Source organism: Cupriavidus basilensis OR16 (assembly GCF_000243095.1).
GTDB classification, from domain to species: Bacteria; Pseudomonadota; Gammaproteobacteria; order Burkholderiales; family Burkholderiaceae; genus Cupriavidus; species Cupriavidus basilensis_D.
The window spans coordinates 1-21,516 of the sequence record NZ_AHJE01000040.1 but is presented as its reverse complement, the minus strand read 5'-3'; the positions used below and the strand labels follow the sequence as shown (position 1 = coordinate 21,516).

17 protein-coding genes and 1 pseudogene are annotated in these 21,516 nt (G+C 67.5%); 10 read left to right on the top strand and 8 right to left on the bottom strand.

Features of this window, described 5'->3' with window-relative positions; genetic code table 11:
- Nucleotides 1-23 precede the first annotated feature (23 nt).
- Entirely contained in the window at nt 24-893 is an 870-nt protein-coding gene (locus OR16_RS15170) for a DUF2167 domain-containing protein (protein WP_237717074.1), read from the bottom strand.
- A 36-nt stretch (nt 894-929) separates the two neighbouring features.
- On the opposite strand from OR16_RS15170, the gene OR16_RS15165 reads away from it, so the two are divergent.
- Nucleotides 930-1,187: a hypothetical protein gene (locus OR16_RS15165; protein ID WP_043419842.1), complete on the top strand. Its 258-nt coding sequence runs from the start codon at nt 930-932 to the stop codon at nt 1,185-1,187.
- Between the two features lie 362 nt (nt 1,188-1,549).
- Here the strand turns inward: OR16_RS15165 and OR16_RS15160 are convergent, their stop codons facing one another.
- Nucleotides 1,550-2,317 (bottom strand): helix-turn-helix domain-containing protein, encoded by a 768-nt coding sequence (locus OR16_RS15160; protein ID WP_050982984.1) that lies wholly within the window; start codon nt 2,315-2,317, stop codon nt 1,550-1,552.
- 127 nt (nt 2,318-2,444) lie between these two features.
- On the opposite strand from OR16_RS15160, the gene OR16_RS15155 reads away from it, so the two are divergent.
- The 6 genes from OR16_RS15155 to OR16_RS15130 all read left to right on the top strand — a co-directional run bounded on the left by OR16_RS15155 (nt 2,445) and on the right by OR16_RS15130 (nt 11,016).
- The gene (locus OR16_RS15155; RefSeq protein ID WP_006158831.1) at nt 2,445-4,064 is read left to right on the top strand and encodes an acyl-CoA carboxylase subunit beta; all 1,620 of its coding nucleotides are present in this window, start codon (nt 2,445-2,447) and stop codon (nt 4,062-4,064) included.
- Nucleotides 4,065-4,110: 46 nt separating this feature from the next.
- On the top strand, nt 4,111-5,271 hold the full coding sequence (locus tag OR16_RS15150; RefSeq protein ID WP_006158830.1) for an acyl-CoA dehydrogenase family protein: 1,161 nt from the start codon (nt 4,111-4,113) through the stop codon (nt 5,269-5,271).
- Nucleotides 5,272-5,317: 46 nt separating this feature from the next.
- Nucleotides 5,318-6,193 carry an enoyl-CoA hydratase/isomerase family protein gene (locus OR16_RS15145; protein ID WP_006158829.1) on the top strand — a complete coding sequence of 292 codons (876 nt, stop codon included), beginning with the start codon at nt 5,318-5,320 and terminating at the stop codon, nt 6,191-6,193.
- Between the two features lie 44 nt (nt 6,194-6,237).
- Entirely contained in the window at nt 6,238-8,241 is a 2,004-nt protein-coding gene (locus tag OR16_RS15140) for a biotin carboxylase N-terminal domain-containing protein (RefSeq protein ID WP_006158828.1), read from the top strand.
- Nucleotides 8,238-9,932, top strand: coding sequence for an acyclic terpene utilization AtuA family protein (locus OR16_RS15135; protein WP_006158827.1), 1,695 nt, complete (start codon nt 8,238-8,240; stop codon nt 9,930-9,932). Before OR16_RS15140 ends, OR16_RS15135 begins: the two co-directional genes overlap by 4 nt.
- A gap of 79 nt (nt 9,933-10,011) precedes the next feature.
- The gene (locus OR16_RS15130) at nt 10,012-11,016 is read left to right on the top strand and encodes a Bug family tripartite tricarboxylate transporter substrate binding protein (RefSeq protein ID WP_006158826.1); all 1,005 of its coding nucleotides are present in this window, start codon (nt 10,012-10,014) and stop codon (nt 11,014-11,016) included.
- A 45-nt stretch (nt 11,017-11,061) separates the two neighbouring features.
- On the opposite strand, the gene OR16_RS15125 is transcribed toward OR16_RS15130, so the two are convergent.
- From OR16_RS15125 to OR16_RS15115, 3 genes are all read right to left on the bottom strand, one after another.
- Nucleotides 11,062-12,450, bottom strand: a complete 1,389-nt coding sequence (locus OR16_RS15125) for a tripartite tricarboxylate transporter permease (protein WP_006158825.1) — start codon at nt 12,448-12,450, stop codon at nt 11,062-11,064.
- Between the two features lie 39 nt (nt 12,451-12,489).
- Nucleotides 12,490-13,008 (bottom strand): hypothetical protein, encoded by a 519-nt coding sequence (locus OR16_RS15120; RefSeq protein ID WP_006158824.1) that lies wholly within the window; start codon nt 13,006-13,008, stop codon nt 12,490-12,492.
- Nucleotides 13,009-13,184: 176 nt separating this feature from the next.
- Nucleotides 13,185-14,471 (bottom strand): hydroxymethylglutaryl-CoA reductase, degradative, encoded by a 1,287-nt coding sequence (locus OR16_RS15115; protein WP_006158823.1) that lies wholly within the window; start codon nt 14,469-14,471, stop codon nt 13,185-13,187.
- A 125-nt stretch (nt 14,472-14,596) separates the two neighbouring features.
- Here OR16_RS15115 and OR16_RS15110 point away from each other — a divergent pair.
- Both OR16_RS15110 and OR16_RS15105 read left to right on the top strand, forming a co-directional pair.
- A pseudogene (locus OR16_RS15110) lies at nt 14,597-15,884 on the top strand (PLP-dependent aminotransferase family protein).
- A 243-nt stretch (nt 15,885-16,127) separates the two neighbouring features.
- Nucleotides 16,128-16,781 (top strand): peroxiredoxin, encoded by a 654-nt coding sequence (locus tag OR16_RS15105; RefSeq protein WP_006158821.1) that lies wholly within the window; start codon nt 16,128-16,130, stop codon nt 16,779-16,781.
- 117 nt (nt 16,782-16,898) lie between these two features.
- On the opposite strand, the gene OR16_RS15100 is transcribed toward OR16_RS15105, so the two are convergent.
- From OR16_RS15100 to OR16_RS15090, 3 genes are all read right to left on the bottom strand, one after another.
- Nucleotides 16,899-17,183, bottom strand: a complete 285-nt coding sequence (locus tag OR16_RS15100; protein WP_006158820.1) for a hypothetical protein — start codon at nt 17,181-17,183, stop codon at nt 16,899-16,901.
- A 145-nt stretch (nt 17,184-17,328) separates the two neighbouring features.
- Nucleotides 17,329-18,546 (bottom strand): CaiB/BaiF CoA transferase family protein, encoded by a 1,218-nt coding sequence (locus tag OR16_RS15095; RefSeq protein WP_043419878.1) that lies wholly within the window; start codon nt 18,544-18,546, stop codon nt 17,329-17,331.
- 81 nt (nt 18,547-18,627) lie between these two features.
- Nucleotides 18,628-19,590 carry a patatin-like phospholipase family protein gene (locus OR16_RS15090; RefSeq protein ID WP_006158818.1) on the bottom strand — a complete coding sequence of 321 codons (963 nt, stop codon included), beginning with the start codon at nt 19,588-19,590 and terminating at the stop codon, nt 18,628-18,630.
- Between the two features lie 174 nt (nt 19,591-19,764).
- On the opposite strand from OR16_RS15090, the gene poxR reads away from it, so the two are divergent.
- Complete coding sequence (gene poxR, locus OR16_RS15085; protein WP_006158817.1) at nt 19,765-21,459, top strand: phenol degradation transcriptional regulator PoxR; 1,695 nt, start codon at nt 19,765-19,767, stop codon at nt 21,457-21,459.
- Nucleotides 21,460-21,516: the final 57 nt, after the last annotated feature.

Below are 21,516 nucleotides of genomic sequence, written 5' to 3'. Positions count from 1 at the left end.
CGCCGGCGGGCAGGAATGGGCCTTCACTTCGGCTCTGCGGAACCGGACGGCTTGCGCCTGAACCACTTGGTGGCGGAATAGCCGATGCCCGCCACTGCCAACGCGATCACCTTGGCGAACTTGGCGAAGAACGCAGCCAGGATGGCCAGCAGGCCCAGCTTCTTTGCCGCTACCCCGCCGATCAGCGCGGCCAGCCCGTATTCCGCCACCTTGTCCGTGCTGGCATTGAAATCCGCATAGGCCTTGCCCTCGGTGAAGTCGAGGTTGGACAGCAACGTGCGCACCACGGGTTTGTTGGCGTCGACCTGGTCGCGCGCGGTGATCAGGTTCAGGCTGACGTAGCCTTCCCGCCCGAGCGCATAGGTGTTGTAGTTGACGGATTGCGGGGCATCGGCCGGCTGGCCTTTCTCGCGTGCCGACATCGACCAGACCAGGCGGTGGCTGGCCGCCTCATAGTGGGGACGCTCCACCCAGCCGACGATCTCCAGCCCGCTGATACCGCGCTTCTCGCGTTCCTCGTTGGCGGCTTCTGTGCCTTCCTTGAGCGATTTGAAGAGATCGTCGACATTCCAGTCCTTGGCCTCGTCGTCGCGGATGTAGCCCGAGGGCTCGTACTTGGCCACCACCATCCAGTCGTCGTCGCCGGTGGGCAGCACCAGGCCAAGCAGGCGTTCGTCGTCGAGGTTACCCATGGCGTGCATGAGCTTGCCGGCGGCCGGCTGGGGAATGAAGACCTCCTTGGCCGGCAGCTTCAGCGTGGCCTGTTCGCCCAGTTTTACCGTGGCCGGCCCTGCCTGGGCGCTGGACTGCGCAGCCTGCCAGGCCGCCTCCATCTCCTTTTCCTTGCTCTCGCTGCCTTGCGCCAGCAGGCTGCCGGAAGCAAGGAGGCTCATCCCGCCTGCCAGGCCGGCCAACATGCTGCGCAATTCATGACCCATCATTCCCACAATGACCTCTCCCTTCGCTTGTTTGTCTTTTTTGCGGCACTGCCGGTGACGGCCGGGATATGCATCCAGTGGCATCGCATGCAGTGCAATCACCTGATATTTCGGCAATTGGTGATTTTAGCGTTTTTTTTATTTACGACAATAAAAGACGACAAAATCCGAGTGGCCGCCACCAATGTGAGTGAGCCCTACCAGGGCGCCCACCGCCAGAGACAAAACCACGAAACCAGCCACACCTGAAACGGCGCAGCAGCCAGCGCCGCGAACGGCAGCTGTGAGAATGGTCACCGCATACGAGGTCAGGGGCCGCGCCACGAAACCCATGGGTCATGCCATCGCGATGCCTCTAAAACCGGTAGAACATGCCAGCCAACACCCAGGGCCGTACGACGCAACCACCGAGGGATGTCGTACGCTCTTGGGTGCAAAAACCATCGCCGATCAATCAAACAGCGATCAACCCCGCAGGGCGATGTCGTACGGCTCTTGGGCGCAACAGCCAACACCGAAAAACCAAAGCCCAATCAAGCAACAAGAGCCCAATGTGCTGCCCTTGGGCCCCAAAACCAACTCCATGCGCAAAAACCTCAAAACGCCAAAACCTACCCAAACACCCCCCTGATCATCCCCCCAATCTCATGCCGACGAGCCACCGGCATCCGCGAAGCCGTAGACACGATACTGATGGCAGCTTCCCCGGCAAAAGGCAACGCAAACGCATACCCCACCCCCGCCACGCCCCCAGCGCCAGCCAGCGCATACCCCAGCTTGCGACTGCGCTCCACACCGCGCTGCAGCTTGAGCAAGCTAAGCCCGCTTCCCTCGTACTCAGCCCGATGCCGCTCATAGTGCGCAACGATCTCCTCATCCTCCAGCTTGGCCAGCAGCGCCATGCTGGCCGTCCCCTGGCCCAGCAGCCGGGTGCTCCCGTTGAGCAGATGGAAATGCTGCACGCGGTGGCTGCCTTCCTCGGCATGCATGCAGTAACCATGGTCGCCAATCCGCACGATCAGGAACACCGTATCGCCGGTCTTGCGCGCCAGCGCCTTCATGCGTGTGGCGCACGCGCTGGCCAGTGGCGAGCGGTTCATGGTGCGCAGGCCCAGCGCCATGGCCGCCATGCCTAGCCGGAAGCGCTTGCCTTGCTCGTCCTGCACGGCAAAGCCGGCATGGGTGAGGTAGCGCAGCATGCGGTGCGCCGTGGTGCGGTCGATGCCGGTCTGCGCCACCAGTTGTGCCAGGGTCAGGCCTGACTCGTGGTGTTCGGCCAGCAGGCAGAGCAGGGTAAACGCGCGGTCCAGGCTCTGGACACCGGGGATGGCGGGGGACGGCGGGGAAGGGGAGGCGGGCAGGGCAGGCACGGGTGGCATCCAGAGGCGCTAGGGAGGTGCAGCAAAGACGAGTTTGTGCACATTATGCACAAATCATCATGTTGCGCTTGTCGCGTCACCGCGGCTGGTTTGCAATAGGTGCATTCCTTGTCCAATGCCGAGCGCCATGCTTCCCATCGAGTCCCGGATCGATCCCGCCAGTCCCACCTTTGCCAGCCAGCGCACCGGCATGCAAGCCCTGATCGAGCAGCTGCGCGCGCTGGAGCAGCGCGCCGTTGCCGCTTCCGAGCGTGCCCGCCTGTCCTTCGCCAAGCGCGGTGCGCTGCTGCCGCGCGAGCGCCTGGCGCGCTTGCTGGATCCCGCTACCGCCTTCCTGCCGATCGCCAACCTGGCGGGTTATGGCATGGATGATACCGATCACGACACCTCCATTCCCGGCGGCTCGCTGGTGGCCGGCATCGGCTTTGTCCGCGGCGTGCGCGCGATGGTGGTGGCGACCGATTCCGGCATCGATGCCGGCGCCATGACCGAGGGCGGCAACCTCAAGCTGATGCGCTGCCAGGAGATCGCCCTGGAAAACCGCCTGCCGTTCATCCACCTGGTGGAGTCGGCCGGCGCCAACCTGCGCAAGTACCGCGTGGACAAGTTCGTGCGCGGCGGCGGCATCTTCTACAACCTGGCGCGCCTGTCCGCTGCCGGGCTGCCGGTGATCACGGTGGTGCACGGGTCGTCGACCGCGGGTGGCGCCTATATGCCGGGCCTGTCCGACTACGTGGTGATGGTGCGCGGCCGCGCCCGTGCCTTCCTGGCCGGGCCGCCGCTGCTCAAGGCTGCCACCGGCGAGATCGCCACCGATGAGGAGTTGGGCGGCGCCGACCTGCATGCCACCGTCAGCGGCCTGGCGGAATTCCTGGCCGAGGACGACGAGCATGCCATCGCGCTGGCGCGCGACGTGGTGGCCAGCCTGGACTGGCCGGCCGTGGCGCCGCGCCTGCCCCAGCCGGCGCAGCCGCCGCGCCTGGACGCGGGCGAGCTCGATGGCGTGATGACGCTGGATGTGAAGAAGCCCGTGGACATGCTGGAGATCATCGGCCGCCTCACCGACGATTCCGCGTGGCTTGCGTTCAAGCCGGACTATGGCACGGCCACCGTCTGCGGCCGTGGCCGCATCGAGGGCCATGCGGTGGGCTTTATCAGCAATAACGGCCCGATCGACCCGGCGGGTGCGACCAAGGCCGCGCAGTTTATCCAGGCCTGCAACCAGAGCGGCACGCCCATTGTGTTCCTGCAAAACACCACCGGCTTTATCGTTGGCCGCGCGTCGGAAGAAGCCGGCATGATCAAGCACGGCGCCAAGATGATCCAGGCGCTGTCCAACTCCACCGTGCCGCAGGTCACGATCTATTGCGGCGCATCGTTTGGCGCGGGCAATTTTGGCATGTGCGGCCGGGGCTTCCGCCCGCGCTTTTGCTTCTCGTGGCCCAACGCGCGCACCGCGGTGATGGGCGGCGAGCAGGCCGCCATGACGCTGGAGATCGTCGCGCGCCAGCAGGCCGAGCGCAAGTGCGTTGCGGTGGACGAAGCGCGCCTGGCGCAGCAGACCGGCGAGATCGTCGCCAACTTCGAGCGCCAGGCCAGCGCCTTCATCACCAGCGGCCTGTTGCTGGACGACGGCGTGATCGACCCGCGCGACACCCGCGCCGTGCTGGCCTTCGTGCTGGCTACCGCCCGCGAGGCCGAAGCGCGCACGCCGCGCGCGATGCAATTTGGCGTGGCGCGGTTCTGATCGGCGCGCCGCGAACACACCAACAAGAGAATCGGAGACCACCAACATGCTCTACACCGAAGACCATCGCAACATCATGGACAGCATCCGCCGCTTCGTGTCGGCCGAGATCGATCCGCATGTCGACGAGTGGGAAGCCGCGGAGATTTTCCCCGCGCATGCATTGTTCAAGCAGATGGGCGAGCTCGGCTTCCTTGGCATCACCAAGCCGGTGGAATATGGCGGCCTCGGCCTCGACTTCTCCTACGCGGTGGCGGCCGCCGAGGCCCTGGGCTATGTGCGCGCGCAAGGCATCGGCATGGCGGTGGGCGTGCAGACCGACATGGCCACGCCGGCCCTGACGGCCTTCGGCTCCGATGCGCTCAAGCGCGAGTTCCTGGCCCCGGCCATCGCCGGCGAGGCGGTCGCGGCGATCGGCGTGTCGGAGGCCGGCGCCGGCTCCGATGTGGCCTCGCTCAAGACGCGTGCGCGCCGCGATGGCGACGACTACGTGATCAGCGGCTCCAAGATGTGGATCACCAACGGCACCCAGGCCGACTGGATCTGCCTGCTGTGCAATACCTCCGATGGCCCGGTGCACAAGAACAAGTCGCTGATCATCGTGCCGCTCAAGCAAGGCGGCAAGCGCACGCCAGGCGTCGAGGTGCAGAAGATCAAGAAGTTCGGCATGTGGTGCTCGGACACTGCGCAGATCTTCTTTGACGAAGTGCGGGTGCCGGCGCGCAACCGCATCGGCGAAGAGGGCATGGGCTTCATCTACCAGATGAAGCAGTTCCAGGAAGAACGCCTGAACGGCGCGGCGCGCCGGCTCGCCTGCAACGCGCTGATCGAGGAAACCGCCGACTACCTGCGCCAGCGCATCGCCTTTGGCAAGCCCTTGCTGGACAACCAGTTCATCCAGTTCAAGCTGGCCGAGCTCAAGACCGAGATGGAGGCCCTGCGCGCGCTGGTCTACATGGCGACCAGAACCTATATCGATGGCGGCGACGTGGTGGAGCTGGCGTCCATGGCCAAGCTCAAGGCCGGGCGGCTGTCGCGCGAGGTGGCCGACTGGTGCATGCAGTTCCAGGGCGGCATGGGCTACACGTGGGACAACCATGCCTCGCGCGCGTATCGCGATTTCCGGCTCGGCTTCATCGGCGGCGGTGCCGACGAGGTGATGCTGACGGTGATCGCCAAGCAGATGGGGCTGATGGCAAAGGGCTGAATGCCCGCCATCGCCCGCCGTCCCACGTTCTTCAATCTCTCCAGCCATGATCAACGCAGTCAATACAGATGCCGCCAATGCCGCCAATGCCGCCCACGCCGTGATCGTGCGTGAGGTCCAGGGCGTGCTGTTCGTCACCCTCAACGTGCCCGCCACGCGCAATGCGCTCGCGCCCGAAGTGGTCGCCGCGCTGGCGCGCGCCGTGGAGCGCGCCGAGACCGACATCACCGTGCGCGCGCTGGTGCTGCGCGGCGCGGGCGGCTTCTTCTGCGCGGGCGGCAACGTCGGCAATTTCAAGGCGAGGCTGGAGGCGGGCAACGCGCCTGAGGATCCGTTGGCAAGCCGTAACCGCGAATTCGGCTACTTCATGCAGCGCCTGGCCGCGCTCCCGGTGCCCGTGGTGGCGGCGGTGGAGGGCGCGGCCATGGGTGGCGGCATGGGCCTGAGCTGCGCCGCCGATATCGTGCTGGCCACGCGCGACGCGCGCTTTGCCTTGTCGGAGACGTCGCTGGGCATCATTGCCGCGCAGATCGCGCCCTTCGTGGTGGCGCGCATCGGCGCGGCGGCCACGCGGCGCCTCGGCTTGTCCGGCGAGCGCGTCAGCGGCGACACGGCGGTGGCGCTGGGGCTGGCCGATGCGCTGGCCGAGGACAGCGCTGCCCTCGATGCGTTGCTGGCCGAGTGGCTGACGCGCATTTGCCGCTGCGGGCCGCAAGCCAACCGCGCCTTCAAGCCGCTGGTGGCGCGCACCGGGCAGGTCGCGCAGGGCGCCGTGCTGGACGAAGCCGCGCACCTGTTCGCCCAATGCATGCGCAGCGAAGGCGCCGAAGGCATCCAGGCCTTTCGCGACAAGCGCGATGCCGCGTGGGTGGTACGCCTTGACGCCGCCACCGTGCGCGCGGCGCAGGCCACGCAAGGCTGAATCCACACAACCGTATCCAGATACTCCGCATCCCGAGACGCCCCATGTCCGCTAGCAGACCCTTCCACACCCTGCTCGTCGCCAATCGCGGCGAGATCGCCATGCGCATCATGCGCACGGCGCGCCGCCTTGGCCTTGCCACCGTGGCGGTCTACTCCGAGGCCGATCGCCATGGCCCGCATGTGGCGTATGCCGACCGGGCGGTGCGCATCGGCGACGCCGCGCCGCGCGCGTCCTACCTGAACATCGCCGCCATCGTCGAGGCGGCGCGCAGCAGCGGCGCGGATGCCGTGCATCCCGGCTACGGCTTCCTGGCGGAGAACGCGGCGTTCGCCGACGCGGTGGCGCAGGCGGGCCTGGTCTTCGTCGGCCCGCCGGCCACCGCCATCCGCACCATGGGCAACAAGGCCGAAGCCAAGCGCCTGATGCTGGCCGCGGACATGCCCTGCATCCCCGGCTACCAGGGCGAGGCGCAGGACGATGCCGCGCTGCTGCAAGCCGCCGCGCCGATCGGCTTTCCACTGATGGTGAAGGCCGCGGCCGGCGGCGGCGGACGCGGCATGCGCCTGGTGCACGATGCCCATGCCTTGCCCGGCGCGCTGGCCAGCGCCCGCTCCGAGGCCACGGCCGCCTTCGGCTCCGGCCAACTGATCCTGGAGCGCGCGGTGATCGCGCCGCGCCATGTGGAGATCCAGGTCTTCGCCGACACCCAGGGCCATGTGATCCACCTGGGCGAGCGCGACTGCTCGGTGCAGCGCCGCCACCAGAAGGTGGTCGAGGAGGCGCCGTCCCCGGCGGTATCGCCCGCGCTGCGCGCCCGCATGGGCTGCGCGGCGGTGCGCGCCGCGCAGGCCATCGGCTACGTGGGTGCCGGCACCATGGAGTTCCTGCTCGATGGCGACGGCAATTTCTACTTCATGGAGATGAACACGCGCCTGCAGGTGGAGCACGCCGTGACCGAAGCCATCACCGGCTTTGACCTGGTCGAATGGCAGCTGCGCGTGGCGGCCGGCGAGCCATTGCCGGTCACGCAAGACCAGGTAGCGCTGCGCGGCCACGCCATCGAGGTGCGGTTGACCGCCGAGGACGTCGCCGCCGGCTTCCTGCCGCAAGGCGGCCCCGTGCTGCGCTGGCGCGCGCCCGGCGCGGAGCACGATGTGCGCCTGGATCACGCGCTGCAGGAGGGCGGCGAGATTCCCGTTCACTACGATTCGATGGTGGCCAAGCTGGTGGCCCATGGCGCCACCCGCGAGGAAGCACGCCGCAAGCTGCTGCGCGCGGTGGAGCAGACGGTGCTGCTGGGCGTGGCCAGCAACCAGGGCTTCCTTGCCGATTGCCTGGCGCATGAAGCCTTTGCGGCCAATCAGGTGCATACGGGTTTTGTCGACGCGCATATGCAGGCGGCGCTGCGGGCGCCTCAGCCTGCCGTGGCGCAGGTGGCCTGCGCGGCGCTGGCCGGGACCGGGCTGCTGGTGGCATCGGCACGCCCGGCACTGCTGGCGCCCGGCTGCAGCCTTGGCTTGCAGGCTGGAGAGCAGCGGTGGCGCGTAGACCTGCGGGCGGTCGCGCAAGGCTGGGAGGTGGTGGTGCGCGAGGGTGGGGACGAGGGTGAGGGCCCGTCCGCCGAGGTGGTCCGCGTGCGCGTGCTGCGCGCCGACGCGGAACAAGGCAGTGCGCTGGTGGAGTGCAACGGCATGGCGTTGCCACTGGTGTTCGCCACCGAGGGCGATGCCGTGCACCTGTTCAGCGCGGGCCGCGCATGGCGCTTCGCACGCCTGGACCCGCGCCAGAAAATGCGCAAGCCCGGCGACGCCGGGAGCGCTGGCGAGCTGCTGGCGCCGCTGACGGCACGCATCGTGGCCGTCAAGGCGGCAGCCGGCGAGCCGGTGCAGGCGGGCCAGGTGCTGGTGGTGCTGGAGGCCATGAAGATGGAGCACGCCATCGTCGCGCCATTCGACGGCGTGATCGCGGAGCTGCATGCCCGGGAGGGCGGGCAGGCGCGCTCGGGTAGTTTGCTGGTGAAGGTGGACGGAGCCGCGCAAGCATGAACACCACCAGCATGCACACCACCAGCGCCACCCCCAATCCTGCACGCACCGTGCGCATAGGCGGCGCCTCCGGCTTCTGGGGCGATTCCGCCATCGCCACGCCGCAACTGCTGGAGGTTCCCGGCCTGCAATACCTGGTCTACGACTACCTGGCCGAGACCACTATGTCGATCCTGGCGCGGGCCCGCGCCAAGGACCCCGCGCTGGGCTACGCCACGGACTTCGTGCAGGCCGCGATGGCGCCGCACCTCGGCCAGATCCTGGCGCGCGGCATCCGCGTGATTGCCAATGCCGGCGGCCTCAATCCGCAGGCCTGCCGCGACGCGGTGATGGCCGCCGCCGCGCGGCAAGGGCTGGCGCCCAAGGTGGCGGTGGTCAGCGGCGACGACGTATTGCCCGCCTTCGAGGGCTGGCGCGCCGCGGGCCTTACCGATCTCTACACCGGCGCCACGCCGCCCGCGGAGCTGATGTCGGCCAACGCCTATACCGGCGCGCAAGGCATCGCCCGCGCGCTGGCGCTGGGCGCCGATATCGTCATCACGGGCCGCTGCGTGGACAGCGCCGGGGTGGTTGGCGCGCTGGCCCACGAGTTTGGCTGGCAATGGCACGATTGGGACCGGCTTGCCGCCGGCACGCTGGCCGGGCACGTGATCGAGTGCGGCGCGCAGGCCACCGGTGGCCTCTTTACCGACTGGCAGCGCGTGCCGGACTGGGACCGCATCGGCTACCCGGTGATCGACTGCGCGGAGGATGGCAGCTTCGTGCTCTCCAAGCCCGCGGGTACCGGCGGCCTGGTCGATCCCGCCGCCGTGGCGGAGCAGGTCTTGTACGAGGTGGGCGACCCCGGCAACTACCTGATGCCTGGCTACCAGCTCAGCCTGATGATGGCGATCCGCGGCATCGACGCGCCCGCCAAGGCCCGCCGCACCGCCGACGCGCTACTGGCGCGCACTCGCGCCATGCTGGCCGCCAACGGCTTGGCGGACTACAGCGGCACCGTGGTGGAACTGCTCGGCTGCGAGTCGCAATATGGCCCGCATGCCCGCGCGTTGCCCACCCGCGAGGTGGTGCTGCGCCTTGGCGCGCGCCATGCGCAGGCCAAGGCGCTGCGCTTCCTGCAGCGCGAAGGCTCATCGGCGGGCACCTCGATGGCCGCCGGCACGCGCTCATCCTTTGCCGGCCGCGTGGATATCCAGCCGGTGGTCAAGGTGTTCTCTTTCCTGGTGCCGAAGGCGGAAGTCCGGATGCAGGTCGCGCTGGACGGCCAGACGGCGGCGCTTGCCTGCGCCGCCGTCGCGGGCGAGCTGACGGCGCCGGCCGCGCTGGCGGCAGCGCCGCCGCCTGGCATTCCCGGCGGGCCGCGCGTAACCGTGCCGCTGATCGCGCTGGCCTACGCGCGCAGCGGCGACAAGGGCGACGACGAGAACATCGGCGTGATCGCCCGCCAGCCGTCATACCTGCCGCTGCTGCGTGAGCAGCTCACCCCGGCCGCGGTGCGCGGGTATTTCGCGCATCTGGTCCAGGGCGAGGTGGAATGCTTCGAGGTGCCGGGCTTGCACGCCCTTAACTTCCTGCTGCACCGCGCGCTGGGCGGCGGGGGCGTGGCCAGCCTGCGCTCCGACCCGCTCGGCAAGAGCTACGCGCAAATGCTGCTCGATTTTCCGCTCACGGTGCCGCAAGACTGGGCGTAGGCCAGCAGCTGCCATTCCATGGCATCGGCTGCCAGACAACCACGGCGGACCGAAGCCATCCCCACCTGATGGAGGAGACATGAACAAAACCAAGCAACCGAAGCGCCCCCGTGGCCTGTGGATGAACGCATGCCTGCTGGCTACCGCGCTGGCTTGCGGCCTGGGCGCCACGGCTCGCGCCCAGGCGCCGTTTCCGTCAAAGCCCGTGCGCGTGGTGGTGCCCTACACCCCGGGCGGCGTGTCCGACGCCGTGACGCGGCTGGTCATGCAAAAGCTGGCCGAGCGCCTGGGCCAGCCGGTGGTGGTGGAGAACCGTCCCGGCGCCAACGGCATGATCGGCTCCGACAACGTGGCCAAGTCCGCGCCCGACGGCTACTCGCTGCTGGTGGTGGTGGCCGCGCATGCCATCAACCCCAGCCTCTACCCCAAGATGAGCTACGACCCGGTCAGGGACCTGACGGGCGTCAGCCAGATCGGGCGCATCCCGCTGCTGCTGGTGTCCAGCGCCCAGTTGCCGCCCGGCAGCGTGAAGGAGCTGGTGGCCTGGGGCAAGGCCAATCCCGACAAGATGACCTACGCCTCTAGCGGCAACGGCTCCGGCGCGCATCTGGCCGGCGAGCTGTTCTCGCAAGCGGTTGGCATCAAGATGACCCACGTGCCGTACAAGGGCGTGTCGCCGGCACTGCCGGACCTGTTCTCCGGGCAGGTGGCGATGATCTTCGATTCCGTGCAAACCATGATGCCGCAGGTGAAAGCCGGCAAGCTCAAGGCGCTGGCGATCACCAGCCCCACGCGCTGGCCGGCCGCGCCCGACGTGCCGACCATGGCCGAGGCGGGCTATCCGGCGGTGACGGCCAGCAGCTGGATCGGCCTGATCGCGCCCGCCAGGACGCCCAAGCCGGTGCTGGCGAAGCTCTCGGCCGAGATGGATGCGGTGCTGCACCAGCCGGATGTGAGGGCGCGCCTGATCGAGTACGGGATCGATCCGGTCGGCGGGACGCCCGACCAGTTCCAGGCCTCCATCAAGGAAGAGGCCGGGCGGTGGGGCGCGGTGGTGAACAAGGGCGGCATCCACGTCGAATGAAGGGGGGCAACCGTCGTCACGGCGCGCGGACTTGGCCCTTCACGGCTAGCCAATCAGCTTGAGCAGCGCGGGCACCGTCAGCACGGCGGTGTAGTAGCCCATGAACTGCACACCGGTGTTGAACCCGATCGCTCTGGAGAGCAGCCCGCCCAGCAAGCCCATGGTCAGGATGACCAGCAGGCCAAGGAACTGGCCCTCCCAGACGCTGATGACCAGGATCAGGCCGACGAAGGTGGCGATGATGGCCTCATGCGACACCTTGCGCGACACGAACAGGGCGGCGCTGCGCGCGTAGTTCATGGCGAACGGATAGGACACCAGCGCGGCTAGCAGCACGGCCAGCAGCCCATAGCCCAGGAACTCCCAGTGGTTGAGCAGGTTGTGCAGGTTGTGGGTCTGGCCGGCGCCGGCGTCCACGGTGTAGACGGGCGGCGCATTGAACAGCGGCGCGGCGGGGCCGGCCGCAACCGGGCTGAGCGGCAAGCCGAAGGCGATGAGCGGGATCAGGGCCTCGGCAATGTAAGTGGCTTCGGTGATGCCGTTGCGCGCACTGAGCACGGTGGTGAGGCGGTGATAAGCGTGCTTGACCCGTGCCCCCACGATCTCGCCGAGGACCACGGTCATGGCGACCGGGCTGAACACGAACGTCGCGCTCGACACGGTGGCGGTGGCCACGGTCCATTTCACCTGGCTGCGATCCAGCACCTTGAACGGGTTGGGGAAGTACCCCGACCAGCCTTTGACGTCAGGTGCCAGCGCGAACGTCCGCACGCGGTCCCGCTGCATGCGCGCGCGATCCACGGGCGAGATGGACGAGAAGAGATCGGCAATGAGCGGGCCGATGGCGATGCCCAGGAAATAGCTGATGCTCAGCTTGACGCCGAACTTCGCCGTCAGCGTCTGCAACGCCACGATGACCACCACGAAGGGCACCAGGGTGGCCACCGAAGCCCACCTGCCGGCCGAACTGTAGGCGATGAGCACGGCGGCCGCGACGAAGATCCACGGCGCGGCCTTGGTGATCGCCGCGCCGAACGGCGCGAGCAGGACGGCGAAGAGCACCGCCAGCGGCACGGCGATGAACGCCGCGATGAGGGCGCCGGAGATCATCTTGCGCAGCGCGATATGCGGCACGCCCAGGTTGCGCAGGTGGTTGGCGTCCTGCAGCAGCGGCGTGGCCATCGTGTCGCCGGGGATGCCGAGCAGCGCGGTCGGGATGGCGTGGGTCATGTGCTTGGCGACGGCGCCGGCGAGGAAGAACGTGAACACCCCCTCGGGTGGCACGCCCAGCAACACCACCAGCAGCGTCAGCGGCGCCAGCGTGGTGGTTTCATCGGTGCCCGAGATCAGGCCGATCGCCGCAAAGACGACGGCGCCGGCCAGCCCCATGCCGGCGGCAATGAGGATGTGGGTAAGCAGTGCAGATTCGATCATGATGAGCCTTCGATATCCTGGATATCCGTGGGCAGGCGTTCAAGCCAGGTTGGACCGGGGACTGACGGGCGTGCTAGACGTGGTAAGCGTGGCGGGCGCGGACAGCGCCATGTCCTCCGCCGGCTGCGGCGCGCCGTTGCGGCGCTCGCGCGCTGCGAAGAGCGCGAAGAGTTGCAACTCCTTGAGCTCCCGCACCACGGACGGGGGAAGGTCCGCGATGGCGCCGAGTCCGCCGGCTTCCTCGGCGAGCTTGTCCAGTACTTCCTTGCGCCAGGCCGGGTCGCCGGACTCGCCCTCGATCACTTCCCGTTTAGGCTTGAACAGGCAGGCGCAGATGACGCCCGCAAGCAGGCAGCCCGCCAGGCCGGCCAGCATGGCGTAGGCACGCGCCAGCTCTGGTGTCTTGACCAGCCCGTTGAGCACGCGGCTGGCGATCAGGAATCCCGTCAGGCTGACCACGGCCCCGATGGCGATGGACCACGCCAGGTGCCGGGTATCGGCGGTATCTCCCCAAACCTCGACGAGGCGCCGCGCCGATGGCGCTTGCTGTGTTTTCATTTGCATGTCTCCGGATATGGCTGGCATCCAGGTGCTTGTGGGCTTGCGGGCTTGCCCGCGTCGATGCCAGCTCTAGTTCTTGTTCTTGTTCTTGTTCTTGTCCTTCGGTTCTTGTTCTTGTCCTTCGCCGCGGCCGTGCCGCGCGTTGCCGCTTACCTGCTTATCTGCTTACCTGCCTAGCGGCTCCTGAGCGCCGTCAGCAACGCCACGGCCCGGTCGGTGCGCACGTCTTTCTCCTCGGCCATGCGTTTCGCGATGCTGTCGACCTCGTCGCCGGTGGCGCCGGCCACCAGCGCGATGTTGCGCGCATGCAGCGCCATGTGGCCGCGCTGGATGCCCTCGGTAGCCAGCGCCCGCAGCGCGCCAAGATTCTGCGCCAGGCCCACGGCGACCGCAGTCTCGCCGAGCTCTTGGGCAGATTTGACGTCGAGGATCTTCAGCGCCAGCCGCGCCAGCGGATGCGTCTTGGTGGCGCCCCCGACCAGGCCCACCGGCATCGGCATTTCGATGGTGCCAACCAGGGCGCCGCTGGTGTCTTTCTCCCAGTGCGTCAGGGACGTATAGCGGCCGCCGCGGCAGGCATAGGCATGGGCGCCGGCCTCGACCGCGCGCCAGTCATTGCCGGTCGCCACGATCACGGGGTCGATGCCATTCATGATGCCCTTGTTGTGCGTGGCGGCCCGGTAGGGGTCGATGGCGGCGAAGGCATAGGCGTCGATCACGCCCTCGATGATCTCGGCGCCGCTACGCTCCTTGGTGGCGAGCACCGCCGGCGTCAGCCGCACGCGGGCACGTGCCAGCCGCAGGTCGGCCAGGTTGGAGAGGATGCGCAGCCGCACGGCGCCGCCGGTGATTTTTTCGACAAGCGGCGAAACGGCTTCGGCCATGGTGTTTACCGTGTTGGCGCCCATGGCATCGCGCACATCCACGATCAGGTGGATCACGACCATGGCCCCGCGCGGTGTATCGGGGAAGACGTGGACCTCGATGTCCTTGCAGCCGCCGCCAAGGCCGATCAGCACCTTGTCGCGGCCGTTTGCCACGTCCAGGATCGCCTCGCGCTGCTTCAGCAAGGCCTGGCGGGCGCCATAAGGGTCCGTGACGCTCAGGACCTGCACCTGCGCCCGCATCAGCGGGCCTGTGCTGGAAGTCTCGAAGCCGCCGCATTCGCGCGCCAGCTTGGCCATGAACGAGGCCGCGGCCACCACCGACGGCTCTTCCACCACCATCGGTACCAGCACGTCCCGGCCATTGACCTGGAAGTTGCCCGCGACGCCAAATGGCAGCTCAAACGTGCCGATCACATTCTCGATCATGCCGTTGGCGAGTTCGACGCTCAGGGCGCCGGGCTCGGCCACGAGCCGGATATCTTGCGCCGACAAGGCGGCGGCGTCGCCCAGGTAGGCCAGGCGCTGGGCGGGCGTCATGGCGCGGAAGTTGGGCAGGCGCGAATCGGTCACCATCGGTGTCTCCGTGAATGGGTTTGGAATGGAGACAGTCTAGGTACACTGTACCAGTATAAAAAGGTACAGTTGGGCGGGACAGTTTGATCCAGCCTTCCGGAGCACTAGCCGATGACGAACCCCAGATCCCCCTCCCCAGATCCCCCTCGATTGCCACTGCGCTGGCCGATTCCATCGAGCGGCAGATTGTCGAAGGCGCCTACCGCACCGGCGACAAGCTCGCCGCGTTCGAGATCCTGGTGGCGCGCGCGCTGGTGGAACCCCGGCGTGGCTCCGGCTACTTCGTGCTCGAGCGGCCGGCCAAAGCGCCGCGGGACGAAGATGCCGGCTCGCTGCGGCGCGCCATGGACATCGTCTGGCTGATGCGCGAGCAACTGAAGAGCAGCCCGGACGTGCTGGCGGTGGGCGATGGGTTTCCGCCGGTGGCGTGGCTATCGGAGGCGCGCCTGGACAAGTACCACCACAAGGTGGTGCGCACCGGCCTGGGTGCCTTGTTCCGCTACGGCAATCGCTTCGGCTACGGCCCCCTGCGTGACCACCTGGTGCGCAAGCTGGGCGACCTTGGCATCGGCGCCGATCCCCGGCAGATCGTGCTGACACACGGCGCCAACGATGCCATCGACCTGGTGATACGGTATTTCCTGCCGGCTGGCGCGACGGTCCTGGTCGACGATCCCGGCTACTACCCGCTGTTCGGCAAGCTCAAGCTGGCTGGCGTCAGGATCGTCGGTGTGCCGCGCCTTGCCGATGGGCCTGACCTGGAGGCGCTGGAGCAGTTGCTGATCCAGGAGCGGCCGCGCCTGTTCTTCACCCAGTCCGTCGCGCACAATCCCACAGAAGTTCGACCTGCTGCTGGTGGAAAACGATGCGCTGGCGGATTTCAAGCCCACCACGCTGCCCCGGCTCGCGGCGCTGGACCAGCTCGAGCGGACCCTCTATATCGGCAGCTTCTCCAAATCCTTCTCCGCGGCGTTGCGGGTGGGATTCATTGCCTGCGGCGCCGACCTGGCAAGCGATCTCGCCGATCTCAAGGCGCTGATCCACGTGAGCAGCTCGGAGTACTGCGAGCGCACCGTCGACGTGATCCTGAGCGAAGGGCACTACCAGCGCTACATCACAAAGCTGCGCTCCCGCCTGGCGGAGGCCACCGGCAAGGCCCTGGCGCTGTTCGACCGGCTGGATGCACGCGTCTTCGCGCGGACCGAGCAGAGCTTGTACCTGTGGGGCGCGCTGCCGAACGTGGACGACTCGCTGGTGCTGGCGCAGAAGCTGCTGCCGCGGAAAGTCGTGATCGCCCCGGGGCGCGTCTTCCGCGTGGACTCCGAGGCAACATCGCCGTGGTCGCGCTTCAATGTGGGCGCGGTGCTGGATCCCAGGTTCGAGGCGGCTGTGCGCGGCGCGCTGGATCGTTAGCGCCATGCCGCAACGGAATATCCAGCTGGCGCAGGTGATTCGCGAAGTACGCGAGAGCCGTTGCCGTGCGTGCGGCGCACGGTACTGGGGGCGCGCTTGCATTACCTCCCGTCTCCACCTTTGCGCAGCGTCACAGCCCACTATACTGAGCCTAGCGCGCCGAAAGTCACGGCAGCGTCGGGACGACAGCCGCTACCATGCCGGTCATTGTCTCGCCCCCACTTAAACCCATGGAGGTTGAACATGTCGATTCGCATCGGTGACGAAGCGCCCGATTTCACTGCTGATACCACGGAAGGGAAAATCAGTTTCCACGAGTGGATTGGGGACAAATGGGCGATCCTGTTCTCCCATCCAAAGGACTTCACCCCGGTCTGTACCACTGAGTTGGGCTATATGGCCCGGCTCAAGCCGGAATTCGACCGGCGCAACACCAAGATCATCGGCCTGAGCGTGGACCCGGTCGCCGACCACCAGAAGTGGGTCAAGGACATCGAGGAAACGCAGGGCCACGCCGTCAACTATCCAATGATCGGCGACGTCGACCTCACGGTCGCAAAGCTCTATGACATGATCCATCCGAACGCGAGTGGCGGGCCGCGCACTGCCGTGGACAATGCCACCGTGCGCTCGGTGTTCCTGATCGGGCCGGACAAGAAAGTCAAGGCGATGCTGGTTTATCCGATGAGCGCCGGCCGCAATTTCGACGAAGTGCTGCGGCTGCTGGATTCGCTGCAACTGAACGCAAAACACACGGTTGCCACGCCGGTGAACTGGAAACCGGGCGAAGACGTGATCATCCCCACCTCGGTCTCCGACGACGACGCCAAGAAGAAATACCCACAGGGTTTCAAGACGCTCAAGCCGTACCTGCGGGTGGTATCACAGCCGAAGTAAGGTACGCGCCGGACGTTCTCGTGACGCGATGGTGGCGAGGCAGTGGCGAGGCAGTGGCGAGGCAGTGGCGCCGATCCTCCGGGGCGGCGCCTTCCCATGCCGCGAGCGCGATGGCCGTCAGCCTGCACCCGCCAGCGAAGCCCTCAGCTCATCGCGCTGCGTGAAACTCGGCGTGGCCAGCCAGCCGATGAAGTCGTCGTGCCAGTTTTCCCAGGCGTTTTCGTCGAAGTCGAAGGCTTCGTCCAGGTGCCCGCCGTCGCGCAGGTAGGTGCCGACGATCCGCGTGCCGTCCCAATACGCCGCCACGGCCACGTCGCTGAGGTCCGCCGTGGTCCCGACCGGAAGGTCGCGCAGCAACATGGACAAGTGTGCCTTGAACGATGCGAATTCGTTAGAGGTCATGGCTTGCTCCGCTGATGGGAAGAGTATGTCCAGAGGATGTACCCGTTCCCCGGGCGCGTCAATTCCGAGCGTTGCGCGCCGCACGCAAGGCAGCCAGCAGAGCGGTCAACCGTGCGGTCAACCGGGCGGTCAACCGAATGGCCAGCTACAGGATTCCCCGCTCCCGCAAGCCCGCGACATCCCCATCACTCAAGCCCAGTTCCGCCCGCAGGGCGGTATCCGTATGCTCGCCCAGCATCGGCGGGCAGCGCATCACCACGGGTGTGGCAGAGAACCGCATCGGGCTGCGCAGGCTCGGCGCATCCACGCCGCGCCCGTGCGGCAGTTGCACCAGCAAGCCCCGATGCTTCACCTGCGCATCCTCGAACACTTCGTCGAGCTCGTTGATCGGGCCGCCGGGCACGCCGGCGCGTTCCAGCGATGCCAGCAAGTCCGCCGCACTCCAGGTCGCCACGCGCTCGGCAATCGTCTCGCGCAGCGTATCGCGGTTGGCAACCCGGTTGGCGTTCTGCACGTAACGCGGGTCGGCGGCGAGCTCGGGGATGCCGAGCAGCTTGCATAGCGCGGCGAACTGGCCGTTGTTGCCGGAAGCAATGATCAGGTGGCCGTCGCGGCAGGCAAAGACTTCGGATGGCGCGGCGACCGGGTTGCTGTTGCCGGCGCGCCGCGGCAGCTTGCCCGTCATCTGGTAGCCCAGCGCCAGGTGGCCGTTGACGGCGACCGAGGCATCGAGCATGGCGGCGTCGATGTACTGGCCTTCCCCGGTGGCCTGGCGGTGGTAGAGCGCGCCGAGCAGGGAGACGGTGGCGTACAGGCCGGTGAGGATGTCGGTGATGGGGATGGCGGTGCGCATCGGCTCGCCGCCTGGGCTGCCGTCCGGCTGGCCGCAGGTGCTCATCAGGCCGGCCATGCCTTGCAGGATGAAGTCGTAGGCCGGGCGGGCCGCGTAGGGGCCATCGGGGCCGAAGCCGGTGACCGAGCAATAGATCACATCGGGGCGCACCGCGCGGATGGATTCGTAGTCGAGGCCGTATTTCTTCAGGCTGCCGGCCTTGTAGTTCTCCACCACCACGTCGCAGCGGGCGGCCAGCTGGCGCACCAGCTCGGCGCCCTCGGGCTGGGAGATATCGATGGTGAGCGACTGCTTGCCGCGGTTGCAGGCGAGGTAGAAGGCGGAGTCGTTGGTGACTGCGCCCTGCGCGTCAGTGAGGAACGGGCCCATCTTGCGGGTGTCGTCGCCATCACCGGGCTTCTCGATCTTGTAGACGGTGGCACCCATGTCGGCCAGGTTCTGCGTGGCCCATGGGCCGGCTACCACCCGCGTCAGGTCGAGTACCTTGATGCCGTCGAGAATTGCGCTCATGTGCTTGCCATCCTGAGAGAGGTTGTCCCGCATCATTCGCTGGATCGGCCGGCCACGCAATTCGCCAATGCCGAAGCCGGCTTACGGCGGGACGGAAGCGTGCGTGTGGCCGGCGTGGGGTTGATGCGTGTTGTCGGATCCGTGCGCGGGGTGTGCCTGGTGCGGGTCGTAGTCGCAGCTCGGGTTGGCTTCGTCGTGCGAATGCGGGGATAGCGCGCCGGGGATGTGCCGGCTGTCGAGTCCGCCGGCGTTGAGCCAGGCCAGCGTGGCCGCGGCGGCACGGTCGATCAGCGTGCCGCACTGGGTGTAGTCGTAGGGGGAGACGTCGAGCGGGCACAGCGGCGGGACGACCGAGATGTGCGCGTGATCGGCCCAGCGCTCCAGGTCCTGCACCAGCTGGCGCGCCACCAGCAGCGACAGCGCGTTGAAGGCATGGTCGATGGGCCCGCGCGGCTCGCGCCGCCGGGCGCAGGCAAAGCCTGCCGGCAGCACCACCACGCGCGTGGCGCCCAGGCGGATGGCGGTGGACACCGGCGTGTTGTTGGCCACGCCGCCATCGATCAGCTGCCGCCCGCCCAGTGCCACCGGCGGAAACACGCCCGGGATGGCTGCGCTGGCCAGCACCGACTGGACCAGGCTGCCGGAGGACAACACCACCTCCGCGCCGGTTGCCATATCGGTGGCCACCACGTACAGCGGCAATTCGGCGCGTTCCAGCGCCATATCGCCGAAATGGCGCGAAAGCAGGCGCTGCAGCGCGGCGGAGTCGACCAGGTGGGCGCGCTGTCCGCGCAGCATGCCAAACAAGCTGCGCCACGACCACGGCATCACCTCGGCCCGGCGCAAGCCGCGCCAAAGCGTCTCCAGCTGGTTGGTGCCAGCCACATGCGGGTTGCAGGCGTAATAGGCGCCGTTGATGGCGCCGGCCGAGGCGCCGATTACCATGTCGGGCTTGATACCCCACGCCACCAGCTCGCGCAGCATGCCAGCCTCGATGGCGCCGAGGCTGCCGCCCCCTGCAAAGACAAAGGCAATTTTTTCCATAGTTTGTGGTGCGGTGCAATAGCCCCGGGGATCCCTGTCAAGGAAAGCATAGGCGACATTGCGCCGGCATGACAGGCGCAATGTCGCCGCAGGGCGTGGATGGCACATAATGTGCATGCAGTGCCAGGAAAAGCACGCGCGCCGAGGATTTCCTGGCCGCCAAGAGAGGAGACAATGAGTAGTTCAACCGACAAGTTTTCGGCCACCATGCGCGACGGCCTGGCGCATCTCGCGCGGCGCCTGCGCTTTGCCATGGAGGAGGGTTCGATCTGGCTGGACGAGCAGCGCATGATCCTGCTCCATACCGCCGCGCTCGGGGCCTTGCGCAAGGAGTTGGTGGATACCCTAGGCATGGAGCGCGCGCGGGGCCTGTTCATGCGCATGGGCTTTCATTCGGGCATGCGCGACGCGGAGCTGGCCAAGAAGCTGCGCCCGGGCGACAGCGACTTCGGCCTGCTCGAGATCGGGCCTTGCCTGCACACCATCGAAGGCGTGGTGCGGGTGACGCCGGTCAAGGTGGATATCGATATCGCCGCCGGCATCTACGATGGCGAATTCCTGTGGGAAGACTCCTTCGAGGGGGATGTGCACAGGCAGTTGTTCGGCATCGTCGACGCGCCTGCCTGCTGGATGCAGATCGGCTACGCCACCGGCTACACCTCGGCCCTGATGGGCCGCACCATCCTTTATCGCGAGGTTGAGTGCATTGCCTGCGGCTTTGACCACTGCCGCATCGTCGGCAAGCCGCTAGAGGCGTGGGAAGACGGCGCCGAGGTGCTGGCGCTCTACCAGCCTGACCCGGTGATCGAGACCATCCTGGAATTGCAAAGCGAGGTCGAGCACCTGCGCGCCCTGCAGCGCAGCACCGACAAGCCAGCCGACCTGGTGGGCTGCTCGCCCGAGTTCCGCGCCGCCTGGGGCCTGCTGCAGCGCGCCGCCGGGAGCAGTGTCACGGTGCTGCTGCTGGGGGAGACCGGCGTTGGCAAGGAGCGCTTTGCGCAAGCGTTGCATGGCGTGAGCGCCAGGGCCGACAAGCCGTTCATCGCGGTCAATTGCGCCGCGATTCCCGATGAACTGATCGAGGCCGAGCTGTTCGGCGTGGAGAAGGGTGCCTTCACGGGCGCGCACCAGTCGCGTCAGGGCCGCTTCGAGCGGGCGCACGGCGGCACCCTGTTCCTGGATGAGCTGGGCGAGCTGTCGGCGTCGGCGCAGTCCAAGCTCCTGCGCGTGCTGCAGGAGGGCGAGGTGGAGCGCGTGGGCGGCACCGAGCCGCGCAAGGTGGACGTGCGGCTGGTGGCGGCCACCAACGTGGACCTGGCCGAGGCCGTGAAGCAAGGCACCTTCCGCAAGGACTTGTATTACCGGCTCAACGTCTACCCCGTCACCATCCCGCCGCTGCGCGAGCGGCTCGACGATATCCGCCTGCTGGCGGAACGCTTCGTGGCCCGCTACGGCGCGCGCCACGGCAAGAAGATCGTCGGCATCACCGACCGCGCGCTAGCCGAGCTGCGCCGCTACGACTGGCCGGGCAATGTGCGTGAGCTGGAGAACGTGATCGAGCGTGGCGTGATCCTGGCCAGCAACGGGGGGCCGGACCACCTGTTCCTGCCGACCAGCGCGCCGCCTGCCATGGACACCGCGCCGCGGCTGGGGGTCAGGGGTACCTTGCCTGAGCTGCGGGAGGCCGCCGTGCATGGCTTGCTCGATCATATGGCTGAGCAGCAGCTTGCGCTGGGCGATGTGGAGACGGTGCTGATGGAGGCAGCCATGCAGCGCGCCAACGGGAATATGAGCCAGGCGGCGAGGTTGTTGGGGATTACGCGGCCGCAGTTGGCGTATCGGTGGAAGATGCGGGGGATTAGGGGGTAGGGGGGTGATTTGTTGGCGGTGGTCGTCTTTGTAGGGCGTTGGCATCTTGCACCCAAG